Here is a 19,611-nt window from a genome sequence, read left to right on the forward strand (position 1 = left end):
CACATCTCCTCGCAGGAGGCGTCGAAGGCGACGGACAGGCCGGCCAGCACGCGGTCGCCGGGACCGATCGGGCTGTCCTGGAGGAAGAGCCGGGCCTCGGCGTCGACGAATGCGGCGGCGGCCCGGTGGGTGACGGCCACGCCCTTGGGGGCGCCGGTGCTACCGGAGGTGAAGATGACCCACGCGTCGTCGTCGGGGTGCACGGTCCGGGGCAGGTCGCCCATGGCGGAGACCGGGCCCTCGGTGACGGCCCCCTCGGGGCCGAGGATCACGCAGACGCCCGCCTCGCCGAAGACGGTGGCGGCGCGCTCGTCGGGGTCGTCGGCGTCGACCGGCACGTAGGCGGCGCCGCAGCGCAGCACGGCGAGTACGCAGAGGTACAGCTCGGCGGTGCCGGAGGGCACCCGGATCCCGACCTTGTCGCCGGGGCCGACGCCCGCGCGGCTGAGCCGCTCGGCCCGCCAGGCGACCTCCGCGCACAGCAGGCGGTAGGTCAGTACCACGTCGCCGGCGTCCACGGCGGGCGCGTCCGGCCAGGCCTCGGCCGTCGCGTCCAGGATGTCGAGCAGCGTGCGCTGCGGAGGCGGCGGCGCGCCGTCATAGCGCGCTCTGCCCACGGGGGGTGCCGGGGCGGTGGCCGGATCAGCGGGTACGGGCGCGGAGCCGGGAAGGATCGAGGTCATGCATACGCCTCTGTTTCGACGTCGGTGGTGCGGACGTGCTGTGCACGTCCGAATCCCCAGACGGCGGCCGGCGGCTCCCGGTTCGGAAACCGGTGCCCAACGTTCCGTAAATCGAACGCTTGCGGGACCGCCCCCATGAACGGTTCAAATCCGCGGTCTAGCAGGCGGGAGAGGCAGGAAAAACCCCCACGGATACGACCGTACGCCGCAGATTTCGCCGGTGCAGCTTGGGCAATTTTTGGCAACTGTCTGGAGTTGTTTTCGGACAGACGGTTCACAGGGAGCGCACAGGGGGCGTACGGCCGGACCCCCTGCGGCTCTCCGGGGCCGTCCCTCAGCGCTCGCTGATCCGGCCCTCCGCGACCTCGATCCGGCGGGTCGTGTGCACCGCGTCGAGCATCCGCCGGTCGTGGGTGACCAGCAGCAGGGTGCCCTTGTAGGAGGCCAGGGCGGACTCCAGCTGCTCGATGGCCGGCAGGTCGAGGTGGTTGGTGGGCTCGTCCAGGACGAGCAGGTTGACGCCGCGCGCCTGGAGCAGGGCCAGGGCGGCGCGGGTGCGCTCGCCCGGGGAGAGGGTGGCGGCGGGCCGCAGCACGTGGGCCGCCCTGAGGCCGAACTTGGCCAGCAGGGTCCGGACCTCCTCGGGGGCCAGCTCGGGGACGGCCGCGCCGAAGGCGTCCAGCAGCGTCTCGTCACCGAAGAACAGGGCCCGTGCCTGGTCCACCTCGCCCACGACCACTCCGGGGCCCAGCGCCGCGCTGCCCTCCTCCAGCGGCAGCCGCCCGAGCAGCGCCGCGAGCAGGGTGGACTTGCCCGAGCCGTTGGCGCCGGTGACGGCGACCCGGTCCGCCCAGTCGATCTGGAGGTCCACGGGCCCGAAGGCGAACGAGCCGCGCCGCGCCCGGGCGCCGCGCAGGGTGGCCACGACCGCGCCCGAGCGGGGCGCGGCGGCGATCTCCATGCGCAGCTCCCACTCCTTGCGGGGCTCCTCGACGACCTCCATGCGCTCGATCAGCCGCTCGGTCTGGCGGGCCTTGGCCGCCTGCTTCTCCGTCGCCTCGGCGCGGAACTTGCGGCCGATCTTGTCGTTGTCGGTGGACTTGCGGCGGGCGTTGCGCACGCCGTTCTCCATCCAGTTCCGCTGGGTGCGGGCGCGCGCCTCCAGGGACGCGCGGGTGCCGGCGTACTCCTCGTACGCCTCGCGGGCGTGCCGGCGGGCGGTCTCGCGCTCCTCCAGGTAGGCGGTGTAGCCGCCGCCGTAGAGGTTGATCTGCTGCTGGGCGAGGTCGAGTTCGAGCACCTTGGTGACGGTGCGGGCGAGGAACTCGCGGTCGTGGCTGACCACGACCGTGCCGGCGCGCAGCCCGGTGACGAAGGACTCCAGGCGCGCCAGGCCGTCCAGGTCGAGGTCGTTGGTGGGCTCGTCCAGCAGGAAGACGTCATAGCGGCTGAGCAGCAGCGAGGCGAGGCCGGCGCGGGCGGCCTGGCCGCCGGAGAGGGCGGTCATGGGCCGGTCCAGGCCGACGGTGAGCCCGAGGGAGGAGGCCACCTCCTCGGCACGCTCGTCGAGGTCGGCGCCGCCGAGGTCGAGCCAGCGGTCCAGGGCCGTGGCGTAGGCGTCGTCGGCACCCGGCGCGGCGTCGACGAGCGCCTGGGTGGCGGCGTCGAGCGCGCTCTGGGCCGCGGCGACGCCGGTGCGCCGGGCCAGGAAGGCCCGCACGGTCTCGCCCTCCCGCCGCTCGGGCTCCTGCGGGAGGTGGCCGACGTTGGCGGTGGGCGGGGAGAGCCGGACGGCTCCCTCGCCGGGCGCGGACAGCCCGGCGAGCATGCGGAGCAGGGTGGACTTCCCGGCGCCGTTGGCCCCGACGAGCCCGATGACGTCCCCGGGGGCGACGACGAGGTCGAGCCCGGAGAAGAGGGTGCGGTCGCCGTGTCCGGCGGCGAGGTCTTTGGCGACGAGGGTGGCACTCATAGGACAGCCGACTCTAGCCGGTGCGCCCCGGCCGGGGCCCGGTCGCCTGTACCGTCGGCACATGGGGTGGGACGTGATCGTGGTCGGCGCGGGCGTCGCCGGGCTGACGAGCGCCGTCGTGCTGGCGGAGCGGGGGCTGCGGGTCGGGGTGTGGACGGGCGAGCCGCCCGTGGAGACGACGTCGGCGGTGGCCGGGGCGCTGTGGTGGCCGTACCGCGTCGAGCCCCGGGAGGCCGCCGGGGAATGGGCGCTGCGCTCGCTGACGGTGCTGGCCGGGCTGGCACGGCGGCCGGAGGAGACCGGCGTCCGCATGGTGGACGGCACGCACGCGGGGCTCGCCCTCGACGGGCTCGCCCCGTGGGCACTCCGGGTGCCGGGCCTGCGGGCGGCCGGCCCGGAAGAGATCCCGGCCGGGTACGGCACCGGGGTACGGGCCCGGCTCCCGCTCGTCGACATGCCGGCCCATCTCCGCCATCTCCAGCACCGCTTGGGCGCCGCCGGCGGCACGGTCACCTTCCGTACCCTCTCCTCGCTCGCGCAGGCCACCGCGGCGGCCCCGGTCGTGGTCAACTGCACCGGCCTGGGCGCCCGGGACCTCGTCCCGGACCCCCTGGTCCACCCGGTGCAGGGCCAGCTCGTCGTGGTGGAGAACCCGGGCGTGCGCGAGTGGTTCGTGGAGGCCGACGGGGCCGACGAGGGGCGCGCGGAGATCCTCCATGTCTTCCCCCAGCCGTACGGGCTGGTCCTGGGCGGCACCGCGCGCCCCCACGTCTGGGACCGCACGCCGAGCCCCGCGACCGCCCAGTCGATCATCGCCCGCTGCTCGCGCGTGCACCCTGCGGTGGGCGAGGCGCGGGTCCTCGCCCACCGGGTCGGCCTGCGGCCGGCTCGTTCGGTGGTGCGGCTGGAGGCGGAGGGCTCTGTCGTGCACAACTACGGGCACGGGGGTGCGGGAGTGACGGTGGCGTGGGGGTGCGCGGAGCGGGCTGCGGAGCTGGTGGAGGCCTTGGCCCCCCGGCGCTCCGGGTAATGGCTGGACGGGTGGGAGAACCGGGGTCCGGGGACGGAGCCCCCGGTTACGGGGCCACCGGGAGGCGGACCGATGTGCTCCGCAGGTCCACCGTCAGGCGCGGCGTCGTGGACGCCGGTTCGAGCAGGCCGGCATCCGTCCCCGCCAGGATCAGGCCCAGCCGGTGCCCCGCCGGCACCACATGGTCCGTCGCCGCCAGATCGAGCGTCAGCGCATACGCCTTGCCGGGCGTCAGCGCGCGCCCGCGCGCCCCCGCGTAGTGGCCGAGGTCGGCCCAGCCGCGGCTGAAGACCGTGCGGTCGACCCGCGAGCGGTCCGCCTCGGTCCGTTTGAAGCAGCCGGTGTCGGTGGTGGTGCCGCTGCCCCAGCAGGTGCGGTCGTCCAGGGTGCGGATGCCCTCGCCGTCGGCGCCGTAGTTGCGGATCTCGGCCGGGCCGAGGTCGACCAGGACGGCCGTCAGATGGGCGGAGGTGGTCGACGGGGTGACCGTCAGCCGGACCGTCGAGGATCCCGACAGCCGCAGGTCGTGGCTGAGCGGGGCGGTGGTGAAGGCGGCCTTGTCCGGCGTGGGCTGATCGATGCGCGCGGCCCAGTCGGTCTCGCTCAGCTTCGGGTCGTCGGTGAAGGCGGCGCCGGCGCCGCGGGGCGCGGGAGTGGTGGACAGGGTGCCGGCCGCCGGGTGCAGGGCGACGGTCCGGGTGCCGCGCGGGGGCCAGACGCGGTCGGTGGACCACTGGTCGGGGGCGCGCTCGACGTCGGCCATGGGCGCGCGCTCGATGCCGTTGTCGTAGCCGAGGAGATAGTGGTCGAACCAGCGGTGCAGGGTGGCGACCCAGGTGTCGCGGCGGAAGTCGAAGGGGTCGACGTGGCCGGTCTGGGAGAGCCAGACCTTGCGCTCCACGCCGTGGGCCGCGAGCGCGTCCCACCACTGGCCGAAGTGCTTGGTGCGGACGTTGAGGTCCTGCATGCCGTGCACGGCGAAGACGCTGGCGCGCACCTTGCCGGCGTCGCGCACGTAGTCGCGCTCGGTCCACAGCGGGGTCCAATCGCCGTTGCGCGGGGCGCCCTCGACGAGTTGGCGCTGGACGGCCTGGCAGTGCTTGCGCGCCTCGGGGCTCTCGATGCCGTTCGCCAGGCCGTCGGGACCGCCGTCGTAGAGGGCCGCGCCCTTGGCGAAGTAGTAGTCGTACCAGGAGCTGATCGCGCCGATCGGGACGATGGTCCGCAGGCCCTTGACGCCCGTGGCGGCGACGCCGTTGGCGACGGTGCCGTCGTAGCTCTTGCCGATCATGCCGACGGCTCCGGTGGTCCAGCCGGCGCGGGCGGCGGTGGTGCCGGTGCGGGAGCCGTAGCCGCGGGCCCGGCCGTTCAGCCAGTCGACGACGGCCTTGGCCGACTGGATGTCGGAGCGGCCGCCGATGTCGACGCACCCGTCGGAGCGATTGGTCCCGGCCAGATCGACGAGGACGACGGCATAGCCGCGCGGGACGAAGTAGTTGTCGTAGTACAGCGGGAACTGGAGCGGGTTCCCCTGTGCGTCGTAGGTCTTCTTCTGGCTCTCGTTGCCCCGTCCGCAGCAGGAGTAGTAGGGGCTGGCGTCCATGATGACCGGCACCCTGCGGCCGTGCTCGGCGGCTTCGCGGGGCCTGATGATGTCGACCGCCACGCGGTCGTTCCTGCCGTCGCCGTCACCGTCGAGCCCGATGTCCACCCATACGGATTCGCGGATCGCCCGGTCGTAGGAGTAGACGGGTCTGCTCTCGGCCGGCCGCTTCGCGCCGTCGGCGGCCCGGGCGGCGCCCGGCGGCGCGGCGAGCACGGCCATCAGGGCGGCCACGGCCGCCAGGACGAAGGTGGTCCAGGGTATGCGGATGCTCCGCGCAGATATGGGCACGGGCTGGACCGTAGCGTGGGTCAACTCCCGTACAGAAGAGGGAGGTGAGAGACGACACCACAACAGGTTCCGATCGCTTCAGGCCCCAACTGGCCGAAATCTTTCGGGTTTCACCGCATGACAGCGGCATGTCGATCACATGTCGACATACGGCATGGACATACCTCCTGCCCCGGTGCATACATAGGCTGCTCACATCGATCGTTCGTCCCCTACGAGTTGGAGTGACTCGTGCGTCACAGACTCATCGTCCCGAGCGCGGCCGCCGCCTGCCTGCTGCTGGCGATCCCGGCATCGGCCGCCGACGCCACGCCGGGTGCGCCGGGTGCCGGAGACTCCTACTACCCGACGGCCGGCAACGGCGGGTACGACGTCTCCCACTACGACCTGCGGCTGCAGTACCAGCCGAAGACGGACCGCCTGGACGGCACGGCGACGCTGACCGCCACCACCACCCAGGACCTGTCCCGCTTCAACCTGGACTTCCTGCTCGACGTGAGCAGCGTGCTGGTCGACGGCAAGAAGGCCGCGTACGCGAAGACCGGTGTGCACGAGCTGGAGATCACCCCGGCCTCGCCCCTGAAGAAGGGCAAGGAGATCACCGTCGTCGTCCGCTACAGCGGCACGCCCTCGCAGGCGAAGGTCGACGGGTACTCCGCCTGGCAGCGCACCCCGGACGGGGCGGTCGTCGCCAACGAGCCCGAATCGGCGGCCTGGTGGTTCCCGAGCAACGACCACCCGCGTGACAAGGCCACGTACGACGTCTCGGTCAACGTGCCGGACGACGTCCAGGCCATCAGCAACGGCGTGCTGAAGGGCAAGTCGTCCAAGCTGGGCTGGACCCGCTGGTACTGGCGCTCCGCCAAGCCGCAGGCCACGTATCTGACCACGCTGGCCGTGGGCAGGTTCGACATCACCACCGGCACCACGGGCACGGGCCTCCCGGTCGTCAACGCCTACAGCAAGGACCTGGGCGAGAACTACGACGCGGCCAAGGCGAGCGTCGAGCGCACCAACGAGGTGATCGACTGGGAGACCTCGGTCTTCGGCGAGTACCCCTTCACCGCGGCCGGCGGCTACGTGCCCAACGTCAAGACGCACTTCGCCCTGGAGACCCAGACGCGGCCGTTCTACAGCCCGGCGCAGTTCGACAACGGCGCCAACGCCTCCGTCGTCGTGCACGAGCTCGCGCACCAGTGGTTCGGCGACAGCGTCTCGGTGAAGAACTGGCGCGACATCTGGGTCAACGAGGGCTTCGCCTCCTACGCCCAGTGGCTGTGGTCGGAGAAGGAGGGCGAGGGCACCGGGCAGCAGCTCGCCGACTACGTCTACGGACAGATCCCGGCCGACAACCCGTTCTGGAAGGTCAAGCCGGGCGACCCCGGCGCCGACAACCAGTTCGACAGCGCGATCTACCAGCGCGGTGCCGTCGCGCTCCAGGCGCTGCGCAACACCGTCGGCGACAAGACGTTCTTCCGGATCCTCAAGGACTGGCCGACCGCCAACCGGTACGGCAACGGCTCGGTCCAGGACTTCGTGAAGTTCGCCGAGAAGGCCTCCGGCAAGCCGCTGCAGAAGCTCTTCGACACCTGGCTGTTCACCGCCGCCAAGCCGTCCGCGAAGGACGCCGCGGCGGCGGGCATCGGCAAGCCGGCCCCGGCCGCGAAGGGCAAGGCGGCAACCCGCTCCCTCGCCGGTCCCGCCGAGCCCAGGTCCTGGAAGAAGATCCAGGCCGCGCTCGCCTCGCACCCCACCGGCCACCGGCACTGAGACCGCGTTCGGCCGGGCCCGTCGTACTCCCGTACGGCGGGCCCTCGCCGTACGGGGACCGGAGAGCAGCGGTGGCACAGTGGTGGTGGCACAGCAATACTGTTGCACCCCGACGGGCGTGACAGAGAGCGAGGCGCCGCCGATGGCCACGGAGTCCGAGCAAGCCACGCTCACCGTCGACGAGTTGGCGGCGCGCGCCGGGGTGACGGTGCGCACCGTGCGTTTCTACGGCACGCGCGGGCTGCTGCCCCCGCCGGAGATCGGCCCGCGCCGGGTGGGCCGCTACGGCCCGGACCACCTCTCCCGGCTGGCGCTCATCGAGGAGCTCCAGCGGCAGGGACTGACCCTGGCCGCCATCGAGCGCTACCTGCGGGCCCTGCCGGACGGGCTGAGCGCCCACGACCTGGCCGTACACCGCGCCCTGGTGGCCACCTGGACCCCGGACCAGGCCGCGGAGACCACCCGCGCCGAGCTGGAGCGCCGGGCCGGCCGGCCGCTGGACGAGGCGGACCTCGACCGGCTCGCCGCGATGCACGTCCTGGAGCGCACCGGCGACGGCGCCGACACCTTCCGGGTGGACCTGGGCCTGCTGGCCCTGGGCGTGCGCCTGCTCGACGTACCGGTCTCGGCGGATACCATCCTGGCCGCCCGCCGGACGCTGCTGCGGCACGCGCGCTCCATGGCCGGGGAGCTCACCGCCCTCTTCCACGAGGAGGTGTGGGGTCCCTGGTCCGCGGGGGAACGGGACCCCGAACAGGTCGACGCCATGCGGTCCCTGTCCGCCTCCATGCGCCCCATGGTCGTCCAGGCACTGGTCACCGCGTTCCAGCGCTCGCTCAAGCAGGAGCTGCGCGCGCTGTACGGAACCGGGGACGCGGCGGACGGGGGCGAGGACACGGACGAGGGCGCGGGCGGGGGCGCGGACGTCAGTCCCTGAAGAGCTCCCCCTTCTCCGCCTTCTCCACCAGCAGCGCCGGCGCCGCGAACCGGTCCCCGTACCGCTCCTGGAGCTCCCGGGCGCGGGCCAGGAAGCCCGCCGGGCCGCCCTCGTAGCCGTTGACGAACTGGAGCACGCCACCGGTCCAGCCGGGGAAGCCGATGCCCAGCAGGGAGCCGACGTTGGCGTCGGCCACGGAGGTGATCACGCCCTCCTCCAGGCAGCGGACCGCGTCCAGCGCCTCGGAGAAGAGCATCCGGTCCTTCATGTCCTCGAACGGGATCGAGACGTGCCACTTGAGGAAGTGCTCGGCCAGCCGGGGCCAGAGGCCGGCACGCCTGCCGTCCACGTAGTCGTAGAACCCCCCGCCGCCGCTGCGGCCGGTGCGGCCGAACTCGTCGATCATCCGGTCGATCACCTCGTCCGCCGGGTGCGGGGTCCAGGTGCCGCCGGCCGCCTCGACCGCGCGCCGGCTCTCCTCGCGGATCCGGCGGGGCAGGGTGAAGGTGAGCTCGTCCATCAGGGACAGCACCTTGGCCGGGTAGCCGGCCTGGGCGGCGGCCTGTTCGACGGAGGCGGCGTCGATGCCCTCGCCGACCATGGCCACGCCCTCGTTGATGAACCGGCCGATGACCCGTGAGGTGAAGAAGCCGCGCGAGTCGTTCACGACGATCGGCGTCTTGCCGATCCGGCGCACCAGGTCGAAGGCGCGGGCCAGGGCCGCGTCGCTCGTGCGCCCGCCCTTGATGATCTCCACGAGCGGCATCTTGTCGACGGGCGAGAAGAAGTGCAGCCCGATGAAGTCCGCCGGCCGTTCGACGCCCTCGGCGAGCTGGGTGATGGGCAGGGTGGAGGTGTTGGAGCACAGCAGCGCGTCGGGCCCGGCGATGTGCTGGATCTCCTGGAAGACCTTGTGCTTGAGTGCGGCGTCCTCGAAGACGGCCTCGATGACGACGTCGCAGCCGGCGAGGTCGGCGGCGTCGGCGGTGGGGGTGATCCGGGCGAGCAGCGCGTCGCGCTCGGCCTCGGTGGTCCGTCCCTTGGCCAGCGCCGCGTCCAGCAGGCGGGCGGAGTGGTCCTTGCCCTTGCGGGCGGCTTCGGCCGTGACGTCCTTGAGGACGACGTCGATGCCGGCGCGGGCGCAGGCGTAGGCGATGCCGGCGCCCATCATGCCCGCGCCGAGCACGGCGGCCCGGCGCACGGTGCGCGGTTCGGCGTCCTTCGGCCGGCCGGTACCGGAGTTGACGGCCTGGAGGTCGAAGAAGAAGCCCTGGATCATGTTCTTGGCGGTCTGCCCGGTGACCAGGCCCGTGAAGTAGCGGCCCTCGATGACCTGCGCGGTCTCGAAGTCGACCTGCGCCCCCTCGACGGCGGCGGCCAGGATGTCGCGCGGCGCCGGACAGGGGGCGCCGCCGGTCTGGCTCTTGAGGTGCGCGGGGAAGGCGGGCAGGCCGGCGGCGAATCGCGGGTCGGCGGGGGTGCCGCCGGGGATCCGGTAACCCTCGGTGTCCCACGGCTGGCGGGCGGTGGGATGGGCGTCGATGAAGGCACGGGCCTTGGCGAGCATCTCGTCCCCGGTCGCGGCCACCTCGTGGACCAGCCCCGCCTCCAGGGCGCGCCGGGGGGTGTGGCGGGTGCCGCGCAGCAGCACCTTCGTCAGCGCGTCGGTGATGCCGAGGAGCCGTACGGTGCGGACGACGCCGCCGCAGCCGGGCAGCAGGCCGAGGGTGACCTCGGGCAGGCCGATCCGCGAGCCGGGCGCGTCGAGGGCGACGCGGTGGTGGCAGGCCAGGGCGATCTCGAAGCCGCCGCCGAGCGCCGCGCCGTTCAGGGCGGCGACGACGGGGACGCCGAGCGTCTCGATGCGGCGGAGGTCCCGCTTGACGGCCATCCCGGCGTCGAAGACGCGCTGGGCGTCGGCGGGCGTGACGGCGATGAGCTCGCGCAGGTCGCCGCCGGCGAAGAAGGTCTTCTTGGCGGAGGTGACGATGACGCCGCGGACGGTCTCCCGCTCGGCCTCCAGCCGGTCGGCGACGGCGGCGAGGGACGCCTTGAAGGCGTCGTTCATGGTGTTGGCGGACTGGTGCGGGTCGTCGAGGACGAGGGTGACGACGCCGTCGTCGTCCTGCTCCCAGCGGATGGTGGTGGGCTCGCTCATGTCGGTGGTCTCCAGGGGTTCGTGGTCGCTGCCGGGGTACGAAGGGCGGGGCTAGACCCGTTCGACGACCGTCGCGATGCCCATTCCGCCGCCCACGCACAGCGTGACCAGCCCGTACCGCTTGTCCTGCCGTTCCAGCTCGTCGACGAGCGTGCCCACGAGCATCGCGCCCGTGGCGCCCAGGGGGTGCCCGAGCGCGATGGCGCCGCCGTTGACGTTGATGCGGTCGAGTCCGATGCCCATCTCCTTGGCGAACCGCAGCACGACCGCCGCGAACGCCTCGTTGACCTCGATGAGGTCGATGTCGTCGATGGTCAGCCCGGCCTTGGCGAGCGCCTTGCGGGTGGCGGGCGCGGGCCCGGTGAGCATGATCGTCGGCTCGGAGCCGGACACGGCGGCGGAGACGATGCGGGCGCGCGGGGTGAGCCCGTAGCGCTCGCCGACCTCGCGGTTGCCGATGGCGACGAGGGCCGCGCCGTCGACGATGCCGGAGGAGTTGCCGGCGTGGTGCACATGGTCGATCTTCTCGACCCAGTGGTACTTCTGGAGCGCGACCGCGTCGAAGCCGCCCGCCTCGCCGATGCCGGCGAAGGACGGCTTGAGGCCGGCGAGGGTGTCGGTGGTGGTGCCGGGGCGCAGGTGCTCGTCGCGGTCGAGGACGAGCAGGCCGCTGCGGTCCCGCACGGGCACCACCGAGCGGTCGAAGCGGCCCTCCTTCCAGGCGGCGGCCGCGCGTTCCTGGGAGCGGACGGCGAAGGAGTCGACGTCGTAGCGGGAGAAGCGCTCCAGGGTGGCGATGAGGTCGGCGCCGACGCCCTGCGGGACGAAGCCGATCTCGAAGTTGGTCATGGGGTCGTTGAACCAGGCGCCCCCGTCGGAGCCGATCGGCACCCGGGACATGGACTCGACGCCGCCGGCGAGGACGAGGTCCTCCCAGCCGGAGCGGACCTTGGCGGCGGCCAGGTTCACGGCCTCCAGACCCGAGGCACAGAAGCGGTTCTCCTGGACGCCGGCGACGGAGTCGGGCAGCCCGGCGACGACGGCCGCGATGCGGGCGATGTCGGAGCCCTGGTCGCCGAGGGGGCTGACGACGCCCAGCACGATGTCGTCGATCGCCGCCGGGTCGAGTTCCGGGAGGCGGCGGCGCAGTTCGTGGATCAGTCCGACGACCAGGTCGACGGGCTTGGTGCCGTGCAGGGAGCCGTTGGCCTTGCCGCGGCCGCGCGGCGTGCGGATGGCCTCGTAGACGTACGCTTCGGTGCTGCTCACGTCGCAACCTCTCGTGGTGGTGGGGGACCGGGCTTCAGGAGATCAGGGAGCGGCCGATGATCTCCTTCATGATCTCGGTCGCGCCGCCGTAGATTGTCTGTACGCGGCCGTCGGTGAAGGCCCTGGCCACCCGATACTCGGTCATGTAGCCGTAGCCGCCGTGGAGCTGGAGGCAGCGGTCGGCGACGCGCTTCTGCAGTTCGGTCGCCCACCACTTGGCCATCGAGGCGTGCACGGCGTCGAGCTCGCCCCGGGCGTGCTCGGCGATGCAGCGGTCGGTGAAGGCGCGGGTGACCGCACACTCGGTGGCCATCTCGGCGAGCTCGAAGCGGACGTGCTGGAGCCGGGCCAGGGGCCGGCCGAACGCCTCGCGTTCCTTGACGTGCCGCAGCGTGATCTCCAGCAGGTGCTCGGCGGCGGCGATCCCGGCGACGCCGATGCACAGCCGCTCCTGGGCGAGGTTGGTCATGAGGTGCCCGAACGCGCCGTGGAGCTCGCCCAGGAGGTTCTCCTTGGGCACCCGGACGTCGTGGAAGAACAGTTCGGCCGTGTCCTGGGCCTTCATGCCGATCTTGTCGAGGTTGCGGCCGCGTTCGAAGCCCGGCATCCCCCGCTCGACCACGAGCAGGCTCAGCCCCTTGGCCCCGCCCTCGGGCGTGGTCCTGGCCACGACGACGACCAGGTCGGCGAGGACGCCGTTGGAGATGAAGGTCTTGGAGCCGTTCAGCAGCCAGTGGTCGCCGCGGTCCTCGGCGGCGGTGCGGATGCCCTGGAGGTCCGAGCCGGCGCCGGGCTCGGTCATGGCGATCGCCGCGATCGTCTCGCCGGTGCAGAAGCCGGGCAGCCAGCGGCGCTTCTGCTCCTCGGTGCCCAGCGAGGTCAGGTACGGGCCGACCATGTCGTTGTGCAGCCCGACGGCGAGGCCTGCGGCGCCCGCGCGGGCGAACTCCTCGGTGAGCACGGCGCTGAAGCGGAAGTCGGGGGCGCCCCCGCCGCCGTACTCCTCGTCCACGGCGAGGCCCAGCAGGCCCTGGCGCCCGGCGGCCAGCCAGGCCTCGCGGGAGACGATGCCGTCCCGTTCCCACTGCTCGTAGTGCGGTTCGACCTCCTTGGCGAGGAAGGCCCGTACGGTCTGCCGGAACGCCTCGTGCTCGGCGGTGAAGATCTCACGCTGCATCGTGCGGGCCCTTCTGCTGAGGGGGGCGCTGGGGGTCGAGCGCGGGGACGTCCCAGTCGCGGGCCACCTCGGCGGTGTCCGCGCCCGGGCGTGCGGGCGGGCGGCGCACGGCGCCGGGGGTGGCCGAGAAGCGCGGGGCGGGCGCGGGCTGGCGCAGTCCGGCGTGGTCGGTGAAGGTGCCGCGCGCGGCCAGGTGCGGGTGCCCGGGTGCCTCGCCCAGGGACAGGACGGGGGCGACGCAGGCGTCGGAGCCCGCGAAGACCTCGGTCCACTCGGCGCGGGTGCGCTGCCGGAAGCGTTCGGCGACGGCTGCTCGCAGCTCGCCCCAGCGGGCGGGGTCGTCGCGGGCGCCGGCGGTCTCCCCGAGGCCGAGCAGCCGGGTGAACTCGGCGTAGAAGCGGGGCTCCAGCGCGCCGACGGCCATGTGGCCGCCGTCCGCCGTCTCGTAGGTTCCGTAGAAGGGGGTGCCGCCGTCGAGGAGGTTGGCCGCGCGCCGGTCGCGCCAGCCGCCGGCGGCCATCATGCCGTGGAGCATGGCCGTCAGATGGGCCGTCCCGTCGACGATGGCGGCGTCCACGACCTGTCCCGTGCCGGTGGTGCGGGCGTGCTGGAGGGCGGCGAGGACGCCGATGACGAGGTAGAGCGAGCCGCCGGCGTAGTCGCCGAGCAGATTGGCGGGCGCGTACGGCGGGCCGTCGGCCGGGCCGGTCAGGGCGAGGGCGCCGGTGACGGCGATGTAGCCGATGTCGTGGCCGGCGGTGTGCGCGAGGGGGCCGTCCTGGCCCCAGCCGGTCATCCTGCCGTACACCAGGCGCGGGTTGCGGGCGAGGCAGGCGTCGGGCCCGACGCCGAGCCGCTCGGCGACGCCCGGGCGGTAGCCCTCCAGCAGGATGTCGGCCCGCTCGGCGAGGGTGAGCACGGCCTCCGCGCCGCCGGGGGCCTTGAGGTCCACCACGACGGAGCGCTTGTTGCGGTTGGTGACGTCGTACGCGGGGTCGACGCCCAGGACGGGTCCGCCGGGGCGGTCGACCCGCACGACGTCGGCCCCCAGGTCGCCGAGCAGCATCGCGGCGAACGGGCCCGGCCCGATGCCGGCGAGCTCGACCACGCGCACTCCGGCGAGCGGGCCGTCCATGAGTCCCCCCTGTCGTTACACCATCGCTGTAACACTCGCGATGTTAAGAACGTGTTCCGGTCTCCACAAGGGCGGTGCGGACGGAGAGTCGGGGCTGCCGGGCGTCAGGGGGTGTCGAGTTGAGCGATCAGGCGCTTGGGGGCGATGACGCGGTAGCTCTCCTCGACCCAGTCGCAGAGCAGCTCGACCGGCGCGCTCTCGCCCGTCAGGGGGATGGACACCCAGCCGGAGCGCCCGAGCCCGTAGGCCGTGGGGGTGGCGCCGGGCACGGCGAGGGCATGGCCGTGCGCCTCCTCGTTCTTGAGCTTGACGGAGATGCCGGCGGTCTCGGCGTTCCCGTCGGCCCCCAGGAAGGCGAAGATCTTCTTGTTGACCTTGACGACGGCGCTGTCCCCCCAGGGGAACTCCTCGACGGCCCCCGGCAGGGACAGCGCGAACTCGCGCACCTTCGCTCGGGCCTTCAGGGGGGTCATGGTGCCTCCGGCAGGGGTTCGGTGATGCGTACGCCTGCCGTACACGCTAGCCCGTCGTGGTTCTCAGCAGTCCGCTCTCCGTGAGGAGCCGGCGGACGGTGGCGACCGAGCTTTCGGGCAGGGGCCGCTGCGGGGCGGCCGTGGCCGCGCAGTCGATGACGCCGAGCAGCCGGAGGGCGGCCTTGAAGCCACCCAGCGCGGAGGAGCCGCCGCTCATCTCGGCGGGGTCGCCCGTCTCGACGAGCCGGAACAGCTCGGCGAGCCGGTCCTGTTCGGCGGCCGCCTCGGCCCAGCGGCCCGCGCGCCCGTGCTCGTACAGCCGCACGTACGCGGCGGGGTCGACGTTGCCGAGCCCGGGCACGACGCCGTGCGCGCCGGCGAGCAGGGCGGCGTCGACGGTCAGCTCGGAGCCGGTCAGTACGGCGAAGCGGTCGCCGAGCCGGCGCCGGCGCAGCTCCACCAGCAGCCGGCGCAGGGCACCGAGGTCGCCGCTGCTGTCCTTGAGCCCCGCCAGCGTGCCGTCCTCGGCGAGCGGCAGCAGCACGGCGGCGGTCAGCTTGGTGTGCACGTGGGAGGGGATGTCGTACGCGATCACCGGCAGGTCCACGGCGGCGCGGACGCGCCGGTAGTGGTCCATGACCTCGGACGGGTGCGCGGCGGCGTAGAACGGCGCGGTGACGACGAGGGCGTCCGCCCCCAGCTCGGCCGCGGCCCGCGCGTGCTCCAGCACCGGCCCGGTACTCGTGCCGATGACCCCGGCCAGCACGGGCACCCGCCCGCCGACGGCCTCCACGACGGTCCGCACCACGACGCGCCGCTGGGCGTCCCCGAGGAACGCGGCCTCCCCGCTGGTCCCCAGCGCGAACACGCCGTGCACGCCGGCACGGAGCAGATGCGCGACGAGCGAACCGAGCGAACGGGTGTCCACCTCACCGGACGCCTTGAGCGGCGTGCACACGGGGGGAACGACACCGCACAAGGGCACGGGCAGACGCATCTCGCCTCCGGCGCGGAAGAATGTTCCGAGATCCGCGCCGACCTTGACCCTGCGGGAAGCCCCCTGTCAAGAGCACGGCTCCCGCCCGCCCCCGCCGCGCCGGGCCGGAAAGGGCGAACCCCCTACGCGGCGGCCAGCCGGAGGGCCTCGCGGCAGAGGGTGTCGGCCTCGCGGGTCGTTTCCGGGAGGCGGTACTTCGGCGCGAGCGCCAGGACGTGCTCGCACGCCCGCTCCAGCGAGACCCGGTGTCCCACCGAGACGAAGACCGGTTTGACGGCGCGTTGGGTGCGCAGCGCGCGGCCGACCTCCTCCTCACCGTCGAGGAGCGGCGCCGTATCACCGCGTTCCGGGCCCGGTGGGTCGTGGCGGAAGAGGAAGGGGTTCTTGGCCACGCCGATCGTCGGCAGTCCCGTCAGCACGCCCAGATGGCTGGCGAGGCCGAAGCGGCGCGGATGGGCGAGCCCGTAGCCGTCGCAGACGACCAGGTCGGGGGCGGCGGTCAGCCGCTCCAGCGCCGCGAGGACGGTCGGGATCTCACGGAAGGCCAGCAGACCGGGGACATACGGGAAGGCGACGCGGCCCACCGCGGTCGCCCGCTCGCGGACCCGCGGTACGCGTCCGGTGTCGAAGGCGACGGCGGCCGCCGCGACGACGTCGCGTTCGTCGTCGTAGGCGACGTCCACTCCCACCACGACCAGCGGAGCGCCCGGCTCCGGGCCCGCCTCGTCGAGGATCACCCGGTCGCGCAGCTCGTTCTGGACGGCGAGCGCCTCCGCCTCGGTGCGGGGCCAGCCAGAAGGGAGTTCATCGAACACGTGACTGATCCTAGGGGGTTCGGGTGGACGGAGGAGCGCACGGGCGCGCCCGGCGGCGTAGCCTGGCGATCATGTTTGTACTGGAGCTGACCTACACCGCGTCGACCGACCGCATCGACGCCGCCCTGCCCGAGCACATCGCGTGGCTCGACGCGCACTACGCGTCGGGCGTCTTCCTCGCCTCCGGCCGCAAGGTGCCGCGCGACGGCGGGATCATCCTCGCGCTGGGCGAGGACCGGTCGAAGATGGAGGAGATCGCGAAGAGCGACCCCTTCACCGTGGCGGGCGTCGCCGAGTACACGATCACCGAGTTCCTTGCCACGAAGACCGTCCCGGCGCTGGAACAGTACCGCCAGACACTGCCCTCCTGAGCTCAGCGTCCCGGCCGGGCGCCGGTGAGCCGGGCGACGCGGCCCTTCTCCCCCGCCGCCCAGCAGCCGCCGTCGGACGCGCAGTCGACGGTGTCGTAGGAGCCCGCGTCGAAATTCCGCCAGCTGCGGCCGCCGTCGAGGGTGAGGTCGCTGCCGGTGGGGCCGACGGCGAGGGCCGCGGTGCGGCTGTGCGGCAGCCAGGCGACGCCGGAGCGGTAGGCGGCCGGCGGCCGCTCGGCGGCGGCCCACGCGGCGCCGCCGTCGCGGCTGCCGGCGGCGGCCGGTACGGACGGCTGTCCGGCGCGGTAGTCGCCGCCGACGGCCAGCCCGTGCGCGCGGTCCCGGAAGGCCAGTGCGAAGACGCCGCGGGCGGGGTCGCCCGCCGGCAGGGGCGCGTCCGCGGAGGTCCAGGTGCGCCCCCGGTCGCGGGAGTGCAGGATCCGGGCGCGGGCGCCGCCGCCGGTGGCGATCCACGCGTCGCGCGCCCCGGTGCTGACCACGCACTGCCCGCTCGCGGCGAACGCCGCCTCGCCGGGCAGGGCGGCCGGCAGCCCGTCCGCCGGCAGGGGGCGCCAGTTGCGGCCGCCGTCACCGGTGGCGAGGATGCGGAACCTGCCGTCGACCGGGTCGCCGAGGGCGATGCCGTTGCGGCGGTCGAAGAAGGTCATGCAGTCGTAGAAAGCCTTCGGGTCGGTGTTGCGGAAGGTCTCGGTCCAGGTCTTCCCGCCGTCGCCGGTGCGCAGGACGCGGGAGGCCTCGCCCTCGCCGATGGCCAGCACGACGGCGTGCCGGTCGTCGAAGGCGGCCACGTCGCGGAACTCGAGGGTGCCGGCACCGGGCGGCGAGACGTCGCGCCAGTGACGGCCGCCGTCGCCGGTGCGCAGGACCGTGCCCTTGGTGCCGGCGACCCAGGCCGTGGCCCGGTCGACGGCCGCGAGTCCCCGGAACCGGGCGTCGCTGCCGCTGTCCGTGAGCCGCCAGGCCGGGTGCCCCGCGGCCGGCTCCGCCGCCCCGGCGGGGGCCGTGCCCGCGAGGGCGAGCGCCGCCCCGCACAGTCCCGCCGCCAACGCCTGTATCGCCTTCCCCGTCCGCCTCATGGCGGGTCAAGCTAGCGGAGGCGGTCCGGCGCGTCCACGGGTGGAACAGGTTGCGGAACCGGCCGCGGGGCGGGCGCCCGAGGTCGTCAAAGATTCATCCTTTCGGCCGGGGCGACTGGCTGGACGGATGATCCGACCGGGGCGCGCACCGCATACCGTGGGGCGCATGACTGCCGACCTGCGCCCACTCGAGGCCCTGTGCGCCGTGCGCGCGACGGAACGTCTGGAGCTGGCGAGTGAGCTGCACGACCACGTCGCCCACCAGGTCGCCGCGGTGACCGTGCTGGCCAAGGCGGCCGCTCTGACCTCGGCGGACGAGCGGGTCGGCGCGTCGTTGCGCGCGATCCAGGAGGCGGGCGACGAGGCGCTGCGGACGGCTCGTCGGCTGCTGGAGGCACTGGGCCGGGACGTCCCGAGAAAGTGACGTAGCTCACATCGATTTCGTGCGCACGGGCCCGATCGATTCGACGTCTCACACCTCGAAGCACGGATCCCGAAGAGGCACGGACCCGCACCACCCGGAAAACATCGCAAGGGAGCAGGCGTTGTCCACTGTCATCGACCAGGCTGTCCAGGCACGGCTCATCGCTTCCGCCCCGCCCTCACGCACGGTCTCCGCACAGCTGCGCTACCTGCGATCCGACCCCTTCGCCGTGCGCGTCGCGTTCCCGGCGACGGCCTCGCTGGACGGCGCGGAGGTCGAGTGGACGTTCGCCCGCGAGCTGCTGGCCCGGGGCCTGCTCTCGCCGACCGGCGGGGGCGACGTACGGGTATGGCCGTGCGGGCCGCACCGCACGGTACTGGAGCTCCACGCACAGGAGGGCGTGGCCATGGTCCAGATGGACACCGACGACCTGCGCGGCTTCCTGGCCCGCTCCTACGCGCTGGTCCCGGTGGGCAGCGAGGGCGGTCACCTCGACGTCGACAGCGACCTGGCCGCACTGCTGCGGGAGGCGTGACCCGCAGCACTAGGGAACGTAGGCGATCCAGTCGGTTCCCGGCAGCGGGTGCGGGTGCCAGGTGCGGGCGTAGCCCGGCAGATAGGGGTCGCCGGGGTCGAAGAGGAGGGCCGTCGGTTCCCGGCCGGCGGCCGCGACGATGCCCGCCGTCGTGGTGGAGCGGTTGTTGCCCATGGTCTGGGCCGAGGCGCAGCCGGCCTCGTAGGCGATGGGCTGCGCGCGCGGCCCGGTGACCAGGCAGGGCGCGCTCAGTCCGAGGCGGCCCAGCTCCCGGGCCGCGCGCCGGTAACGGACGGTGGTGTCGCGGGCGTCGGCCGTGTTGAGGCGCAACTCCTTGAGCTGCACGCCCAGGTGCACCGCGAGGACGGCGCCCAGCAGCACGGTCACGGCCGTCCGCGCGCCCGGCCGCCGGGCGGCCCCGACGGCGCGCACGGCCAGGTCGGCCACCGGCAGGGCGAGCAGCGCGTAGGCCGGCAGCAGGAAGCGCGGCGCCGAGTAGTCGAGCAGCAGCAGATACGGCGCGGCCAGCGCGAGGCCGCAGGCGACCGGCAGCAGGGTGACCGCCGCCCGCTCGCGCCGACGCAGGGCGAGGGCGCAGGCGGCGGCCGTCAGGAACGGCAGCAGCCACCACCACAGGGAGTGGGTGAGGGACGGGCCCGCGATGTGGCACGGGCGGCACAGCTGCGGCCCGTTGAGGCTGCGGTAGGCGGCCCGCAGGCCGGCTCCGAAGTGGTCGCCCATACCGCCCTCGGTGTCGCTGGACACCGACAGCCGCTGCGCCGCGCCGATGGCGTCGATGGCGGCCAGCGGACCGGGATGCGGCGGCACCAGACCGTGCATGACGGACAGTCCGGCCAGGGCGGGGATGCCGATC

Annotated in this window: 17 protein-coding genes and 1 pseudogene; 6 read left to right on the forward strand and 12 right to left on the reverse strand. The window is 73.6% G+C overall.

Annotation, left to right across the window (positions count from 1 at the left end):
* A partial coding sequence (locus AB0K09_RS12975; RefSeq protein ID WP_366065396.1) for an AMP-binding protein occupies positions 1–683 on the reverse strand: 683 nt, incomplete at its 3' end.
* Between the two features lie 334 nt (positions 684–1,017).
* On the reverse strand, positions 1,018–2,655 hold the full coding sequence (locus tag AB0K09_RS12980) for an ABC-F family ATP-binding cassette domain-containing protein (protein ID WP_366065397.1): 1,638 nt from the start codon (positions 2,653–2,655) through the stop codon (positions 1,018–1,020).
* Positions 2,656–2,716: 61 nt separating this feature from the next.
* Here AB0K09_RS12980 and AB0K09_RS12985 point away from each other — a divergent pair, with 61 nt between their 5' ends.
* Positions 2,717–3,685: an FAD-dependent oxidoreductase gene (locus AB0K09_RS12985; protein WP_366065398.1), complete on the forward strand. Its 969-nt coding sequence runs from the start codon at positions 2,717–2,719 to the stop codon at positions 3,683–3,685.
* A gap of 46 nt (positions 3,686–3,731) precedes the next feature.
* Here AB0K09_RS12985 and AB0K09_RS12990 read toward each other — a convergent pair whose 3' ends face one another.
* Positions 3,732–5,510, reverse strand: a complete 1,779-nt coding sequence (locus AB0K09_RS12990; protein WP_366065411.1) for a Xaa-Pro dipeptidyl-peptidase — start codon at positions 5,508–5,510, stop codon at positions 3,732–3,734.
* Between the two features lie 300 nt (positions 5,511–5,810).
* Here AB0K09_RS12990 and AB0K09_RS12995 point away from each other — a divergent pair, with 300 nt between their 5' ends.
* Positions 5,811–7,349 (forward strand): M1 family metallopeptidase, encoded by a 1,539-nt coding sequence (locus AB0K09_RS12995; RefSeq protein WP_366065399.1) that lies wholly within the window; start codon positions 5,811–5,813, stop codon positions 7,347–7,349.
* A gap of 142 nt (positions 7,350–7,491) precedes the next feature.
* Entirely contained in the window at positions 7,492–8,286 is a 795-nt protein-coding gene (locus tag AB0K09_RS13000; protein ID WP_366065412.1) for a MerR family transcriptional regulator, read from the forward strand.
* On the opposite strand, the gene AB0K09_RS13005 is transcribed toward AB0K09_RS13000, so the two are convergent.
* From AB0K09_RS13005 to AB0K09_RS13035, 7 genes are all read right to left on the reverse strand, one after another.
* Entirely contained in the window at positions 8,276–10,444 is a 2,169-nt protein-coding gene (locus AB0K09_RS13005) for a 3-hydroxyacyl-CoA dehydrogenase NAD-binding domain-containing protein (RefSeq protein ID WP_366065400.1), read from the reverse strand. The genes AB0K09_RS13000 and AB0K09_RS13005 overlap by 11 nt on opposite strands.
* 51 nt (positions 10,445–10,495) lie before the next feature.
* Entirely contained in the window at positions 10,496–11,713 is a 1,218-nt protein-coding gene (locus tag AB0K09_RS13010; RefSeq protein ID WP_366065402.1) for an acetyl-CoA C-acetyltransferase, read from the reverse strand.
* Positions 11,714–11,747: 34 nt separating this feature from the next.
* Positions 11,748–12,890 carry an acyl-CoA dehydrogenase family protein gene (locus AB0K09_RS13015; RefSeq protein ID WP_366065403.1) on the reverse strand — a complete coding sequence of 381 codons (1,143 nt, stop codon included), beginning with the start codon at positions 12,888–12,890 and terminating at the stop codon, positions 11,748–11,750.
* On the reverse strand, positions 12,880–14,025 hold the full coding sequence (locus AB0K09_RS13020; RefSeq protein ID WP_366065404.1) for a CaiB/BaiF CoA-transferase family protein: 1,146 nt from the start codon (positions 14,023–14,025) through the stop codon (positions 12,880–12,882). Before AB0K09_RS13020 ends, AB0K09_RS13015 begins: the two co-directional genes overlap by 11 nt.
* Before the next feature lie 104 nt (positions 14,026–14,129).
* Entirely contained in the window at positions 14,130–14,498 is a 369-nt protein-coding gene (locus tag AB0K09_RS13025; protein WP_366065405.1) for an MmcQ/YjbR family DNA-binding protein, read from the reverse strand.
* Between the two features lie 46 nt (positions 14,499–14,544).
* Entirely contained in the window at positions 14,545–15,495 is a 951-nt protein-coding gene (locus AB0K09_RS13030) for a dihydrodipicolinate synthase family protein (protein ID WP_366065406.1), read from the reverse strand.
* Between the two features lie 122 nt (positions 15,496–15,617).
* Positions 15,618–16,319, reverse strand: a complete 702-nt coding sequence (locus AB0K09_RS13035) for an endonuclease V (protein WP_366065413.1) — start codon at positions 16,317–16,319, stop codon at positions 15,618–15,620.
* A 62-nt stretch (positions 16,320–16,381) separates the two neighbouring features.
* Here AB0K09_RS13035 and AB0K09_RS13040 point away from each other — a divergent pair, with 62 nt between their 5' ends.
* Positions 16,382–16,681 (forward strand): YciI family protein, encoded by a 300-nt coding sequence (locus tag AB0K09_RS13040; RefSeq protein ID WP_366065407.1) that lies wholly within the window; start codon positions 16,382–16,384, stop codon positions 16,679–16,681.
* 2 nt (positions 16,682–16,683) lie between these two features.
* Here the strand turns inward: AB0K09_RS13040 and AB0K09_RS13045 are convergent, their stop codons facing one another.
* Positions 16,684–17,778: an oxidoreductase gene (locus tag AB0K09_RS13045; protein ID WP_366065408.1), complete on the reverse strand. Its 1,095-nt coding sequence runs from the start codon at positions 17,776–17,778 to the stop codon at positions 16,684–16,686.
* 166 nt (positions 17,779–17,944) lie between these two features.
* On the opposite strand from AB0K09_RS13045, the gene AB0K09_RS13050 reads away from it, so the two are divergent.
* Entirely contained in the window at positions 17,945–18,202 is a 258-nt protein-coding gene (locus tag AB0K09_RS13050) for a histidine kinase (protein ID WP_366065409.1), read from the forward strand.
* Positions 18,203–18,323: 121 nt separating this feature from the next.
* Entirely contained in the window at positions 18,324–18,737 is a 414-nt protein-coding gene (locus AB0K09_RS13055) for an SsgA family sporulation/cell division regulator (protein ID WP_366065410.1), read from the forward strand.
* Positions 18,738–18,746: 9 nt separating this feature from the next.
* Here AB0K09_RS13055 and AB0K09_RS13060 read toward each other — a convergent pair.
* Positions 18,747–19,611, reverse strand: a pseudogene (locus AB0K09_RS13060) (hypothetical protein); the annotation flags it as partial.

The organism is Streptomyces sp. NPDC049577, assembly GCF_040675635.1.
GTDB lineage: Bacteria > Actinomycetota > Actinomycetes > Streptomycetales > Streptomycetaceae > Streptomyces.

Excerpts from the sequence above, each read along its gene's own strand:
- AB0K09_RS12980 (WP_366065397.1), bottom strand. The coding sequence starts at position 2,655 with ATGAGTGCCACCCTCGTCGCCAAAGACCTCGCCGCCGGACACGGCGAC.
- AB0K09_RS12985 (WP_366065398.1), top strand. The coding sequence starts at position 2,717 with ATGGGGTGGGACGTGATCGTGGTCGGCGCGGGCGTCGCCGGGCTGACG.
- AB0K09_RS12990 (WP_366065411.1), bottom strand. The coding sequence starts at position 5,510 with ATGGCCGTGCTCGCCGCGCCGCCGGGCGCCGCCCGGGCCGCCGACGGC.
- AB0K09_RS13000 (WP_366065412.1), top strand. The coding sequence starts at position 7,492 with ATGGCCACGGAGTCCGAGCAAGCCACGCTCACCGTCGACGAGTTGGCG.
- AB0K09_RS13005 (WP_366065400.1), bottom strand. The coding sequence starts at position 10,444 with ATGAGCGAGCCCACCACCATCCGCTGGGAGCAGGACGACGACGGCGTC.
- AB0K09_RS13015 (WP_366065403.1), bottom strand. The coding sequence starts at position 12,890 with ATGCAGCGTGAGATCTTCACCGCCGAGCACGAGGCGTTCCGGCAGACC.
- AB0K09_RS13020 (WP_366065404.1), bottom strand. The coding sequence starts at position 14,025 with ATGGACGGCCCGCTCGCCGGAGTGCGCGTGGTCGAGCTCGCCGGCATC.
- AB0K09_RS13025 (WP_366065405.1), bottom strand. The coding sequence starts at position 14,498 with ATGACCCCCCTGAAGGCCCGAGCGAAGGTGCGCGAGTTCGCGCTGTCC.
- AB0K09_RS13030 (WP_366065406.1), bottom strand. The coding sequence starts at position 15,495 with ATGCGTCTGCCCGTGCCCTTGTGCGGTGTCGTTCCCCCCGTGTGCACG.
- AB0K09_RS13040 (WP_366065407.1), top strand. The coding sequence starts at position 16,382 with ATGTTTGTACTGGAGCTGACCTACACCGCGTCGACCGACCGCATCGAC.
- AB0K09_RS13045 (WP_366065408.1), bottom strand. The coding sequence starts at position 17,778 with ATGAGGCGGACGGGGAAGGCGATACAGGCGTTGGCGGCGGGACTGTGC.
- AB0K09_RS13050 (WP_366065409.1), top strand. The coding sequence starts at position 17,945 with ATGACTGCCGACCTGCGCCCACTCGAGGCCCTGTGCGCCGTGCGCGCG.